The sequence below is a fragment of the Mucilaginibacter sp. P4_G9 genome (assembly GCF_056400985.1).
Map to the genome: position 1 here is coordinate 1 of NZ_JBFUKF010000461.1, position 3,785 is coordinate 3,785.

Sequence of the window (3,785 nt, forward strand, 5' to 3'; positions counted from 1 at the left end):
CGCCAAGGGTGGGTAAATAAAAACCCTCAACAATATTATTGCTGCAATACACCAATCCACCTGCAAGATGTTCTTCAAATAAAAACATCCTCTCTTCCTGTGAAGTTAAGCGGTCTGTTTTGGCAATTTGTTCTTTTAATGCCTTTTCGTATGGTTTAATATGGGGCGAAAATGGGGKTTGTTTTCCTAAATCAATGTCTTTGAAAAACAGGTATTCGGTTTCTGTGATAAAGCCTGCTTTTTCGTAAACGGGTGCTCCAAGGTCAGTTGCAATTAAATTAATAGTTTGGCAATTATGTTGTTTTGCAATATCAACCAGGTTTCGGTAATATAGTTGCCAATTCCTTTACCTCTTTGTTCCGCGTGGACAATTATATGGCCGAGCCAGGCTATTTCATGATGAATAATTGCCGCACCAATGCCGGCAATTTTACCATCGATAATAATTTTTATAGGGAAGCAGAAAGGTGATGCTGTGTAAAAGCAGAAGTTGGGCGTGATATCCGGCCACCCATCTGGTTGTAAGTCATGAAGCAGGTTTACGTCGTTATGATTTAGGGTTTGTACTTCCATCTTCCTGTTAAAAAGCATCAATATTTACAAAGCTTTCCTGAAACAAATGCTATCGGGTAAATCAACATACACACCGTAGTTAGGGGTACGTACATAACCTGTTTTTGGGTATAAGCCAAGCGCTTCCAGTTGCTTGCTGCCGGTTTCCAGTACGGCATACTGATAGCCTGATTCAAGCGCCCAGTTTTCCAGCTCTTTTAATATCATAGTACTGATGCCGTTTCCGCGTGCATTATGGCGTACAAACATTCTTTTAATTTCCACCGCTTCGGTATCGAACGATTTAAAACATCCGCAGCCTGCCGGTTGGTTGTTTAAATAAGCGATTACCACGGTGTCAATTTTATCGATTACATTATGCTCGTCGTATAGGTTCATAACGTCGCCATTGCGGTCACGAAGATCGGCGTCCAGCTCGTTAGTCAATATCCTGAAATCAAGGTTGTCGCTGGTAGTTCTGGCAAGGCGGATGTTTTTCATTGAGGTAAAAATAGTACAAGTTGGAGCAAGGAGCAAGKGGTTTTGGACAAAGGAGCAAGGACTTTCAGACAAAGGACGAAAGATGGTAAGGACATCAACTTAAGAAGTTCCTGAAGAAAGATCTTGAAGATATGTACTTAACAAAAACTTAAATAAATTTACCAATAGTAAAAGTGTCCCAAATTATACGTACCTTAGCGGCTTATTAAATATAATATAATGCAACAAGGAACAGTAAAATTTTTTAATGACGAAAAAGGTTTCGGATTTATTACACCAGATAATGGTGGAAGCGAAATCTTCGTACACTCTTCAGGTTTAATTGACAACATTCGCGAGAATAATTCAGTTAGTTATAACGTAGAAGAAGGCCGCAAAGGTCCTAATGCCGTAAATGTAAAAATAGTTTAATACTCTATTATAATCATTCATGAAGCCTTCTCCTTTTGGGAGAGGGCTTTTTTTATGCCCGGCTGCTACTGTCGTTTTGTTGAAGCTTTTGCCGCGAATAGCGATTTAAAAGGGTAACAAAATCTTTCTTTGGCTGTTACTCTTGTTTAAAAAGCCGCCGCGCAGGTCGCTTAACCCGAGGCAGATCATATGGCAGTTTCAATTTTAAAACACAGGTGGCAAAAAATAACATTAATCAGTTTAGCAGTGCTGGCCTTCATTGTATTGCTGGTAGCGTTGTTTTTAAATAGCTTTTTAACGGCAAGGCTTTCGGCAAAATTAAAGGAAACGGTGCTTAAGGGGACAGACAGTCTGTACCACGTAAATTTCAGCAAAGCTGAATTACGCGTGTTTAGCGGCAGCGCCGTGTTGTATGATATCACTTTTAGCCCCGATACCGCTGTATACCACCGTTTGCAGCAAAGCGGGCGTGCCCCCAACAATTTACTGGAACTTAAGGTAAAACGCCTGGAAGTTTCCAATGCCCACCCATTATCGGTATGGTTGCGGAAGAAAGCAGAGGTCGGGCTGATCCGTTTCAGCAACCCCGAAGTATATATCAGCAGGTATGCCGCTAAGCCGCACAAAAAAAAACGGCAGGATAAGCGCACCCTTTATCAAAAAATCTCCAAAAGCTTCCGGCTTATTCATATAGGTAAGATCCAACTGGATAATGTCAATTTTACATATCGTGACAAATCCGGCCCAAAGCCATCGGTATCTGTGCTGAAAGAGATAGACCTGCAGGCTACCGACCTGCTGATAGATTCTGCCTCGCAAACGGATACATCCCGCACCTTGTATTGCCGCGATATAGTAACCGAATTGAAGCATTATACCGGCAAATCGGCGGGTGGTCTGTATACGTATAAGATCAGGTCCGTAAAACTATCAACGCGCAATGCCCGGCTGGATATTACCGGGGTTGATATGCAGCCGCTGGATGCGAAAACTTTTTTTGCCAAAAGCAAAGGCAGCCGCTTTAACCTGCACCTGGATGCAATTACCTTTCATCATTTTGATTACCGGAGCTATCGCAGGCAGCAAAACCTGTATGTTTCGCGGATGAGCATTTATAAGGGAGCTTTTGGGGTATTCAGTAATCCAAATGGACCGCTTAAAACTACCGACAGGCTGGTCACCTTCCCCAATTGGGCTATCCGCCAGCTTAAAACCGGGCTGCAGGTAGATACGCTGGATATTAAAAACATTGATGTGAGCTCAACGGAGTTAAAAAAAAATAAATCGGGCAAAATCGGCACAGTCAGGTTTGAAAATGTTACCGGCAGGTTCCTTAACATCACCAATAACAAGGCCATACTGCAAAAACACCCCTTATGTACCGTTAACCTAAGCACCATGTTTATGGGGAAGGGAAAACTTAACCTTACCTTTAACTTTAATCTTGCCGATGCAGCTTACAGCTACAGTTACAAAGGACACCTGGGCGCTATGGATATACGGGCCGCCAACCCGGCGGTAATGCCGCTGGGAATGGTGAGGTTTACATCGGGTACCGTTAAAAGCCTCGACTTTGATATCCGAGGCAACCAAAAAACATCCACCGGTAAAGTAACCTTTTTGTATCGTAACCTGGGGGTAGAAGTGCTGAAACGCGATGAAGAAAAAGGTTATGCCAAACGGTCGTTAATATCGCTGCTTGCCAACGCGGTGATACTAAAAAATGATAACCCGGATGAAGGTAAGCTAATCCCCCGTGTGGCCGAGGTGGCATTTATACGCCCTAAAAATTTCCCCTTTTTTAAAACCATATGGCTTGCCCTGCTTAACGGCATCAAAGGCTGTGCAGGCATAGGCAAGGCCGACGAAAAAACTAAAAACCAACCCATCACCCAAAAGGAACGAAAGGAGCAGGCAGAAGCATTGAAAAAAGCCAGGGAGAACAAAGAAAAAGAAGATAAAAAGTTTAGGGAAAAGCTAAAGGAGAAAAACTAAGCTTGCTTTTTAGATTTTCAGACTATCGGACTATCGGACTATCGGACTATCGGACAAAGGACTTTCCGTCCCCGGGATTTCTCCAGGCAGACGGCCTCAGATTCCCTTTTTAAGGAAGATCCCAAGGGGACTGAAAAAAGTCCTTTGTCCGATAGTCCGAACATCCGAAAGTCCTTTGTCCGAATTATCTATTATTACAATTGAAGTTTACATTTCGTTTATTAGGAGATATTAAATCTACTTTGTACGATTCAAAAGTATCCGGAAAGCCGTTATTATAACTGATTTTTATTTTAATATAAATATCTCCCCAGCCTTTATTACAC

4 protein-coding genes are annotated in these 3,785 nt (G+C 42.3%); 2 read left to right on the forward strand and 2 right to left on the reverse strand.

What is annotated here, in order from left to right:
* Positions 1-273: 273 nt before the first annotated feature.
* On the reverse strand, positions 274-573 hold the full coding sequence (locus AC1DPZ_RS23725) for a GNAT family N-acetyltransferase (protein WP_477408119.1): 300 nt from the start codon (positions 571-573) through the stop codon (positions 274-276).
* Between the two features lie 24 nt (positions 574-597).
* On the reverse strand, positions 598-1,053 hold the full coding sequence (locus AC1DPZ_RS23730; RefSeq protein WP_477408121.1) for a GNAT family N-acetyltransferase: 456 nt from the start codon (positions 1,051-1,053) through the stop codon (positions 598-600).
* 219 nt (positions 1,054-1,272) lie between these two features.
* Here AC1DPZ_RS23730 and AC1DPZ_RS23735 point away from each other — a divergent pair, with 219 nt between their 5' ends.
* A complete protein-coding gene (locus AC1DPZ_RS23735; protein ID WP_477408123.1) occupies positions 1,273-1,464 on the forward strand; it encodes a cold-shock protein in 192 nt (63 codons plus the stop codon).
* Between the two features lie 189 nt (positions 1,465-1,653).
* Positions 1,654-3,459, forward strand: coding sequence for a hypothetical protein (locus tag AC1DPZ_RS23740; protein WP_477408125.1), 1,806 nt, complete (start codon positions 1,654-1,656; stop codon positions 3,457-3,459).
* Positions 3,460-3,785: the final 326 nt, after the last annotated feature.

Bases quoted from the DNA above. Each gene is read 5' to 3' on its own strand.
- AC1DPZ_RS23735 (WP_477408123.1), top strand. From the start codon at position 1,273: ATGCAACAAGGAACAGTAAAATTTTTTAATGACGAAAAAGGTTTCGGA.
- AC1DPZ_RS23730 (WP_477408121.1), bottom strand. From the start codon at position 1,053: ATGAAAAACATCCGCCTTGCCAGAACTACCAGCGACAACCTTGATTTC.
- AC1DPZ_RS23725 (WP_477408119.1), bottom strand. From the start codon at position 573: ATGGAAGTACAAACCCTAAATCATAACGACGTAAACCTGCTTCATGAC.
- AC1DPZ_RS23740 (WP_477408125.1), top strand. From the start codon at position 1,654: ATGGCAGTTTCAATTTTAAAACACAGGTGGCAAAAAATAACATTAATC.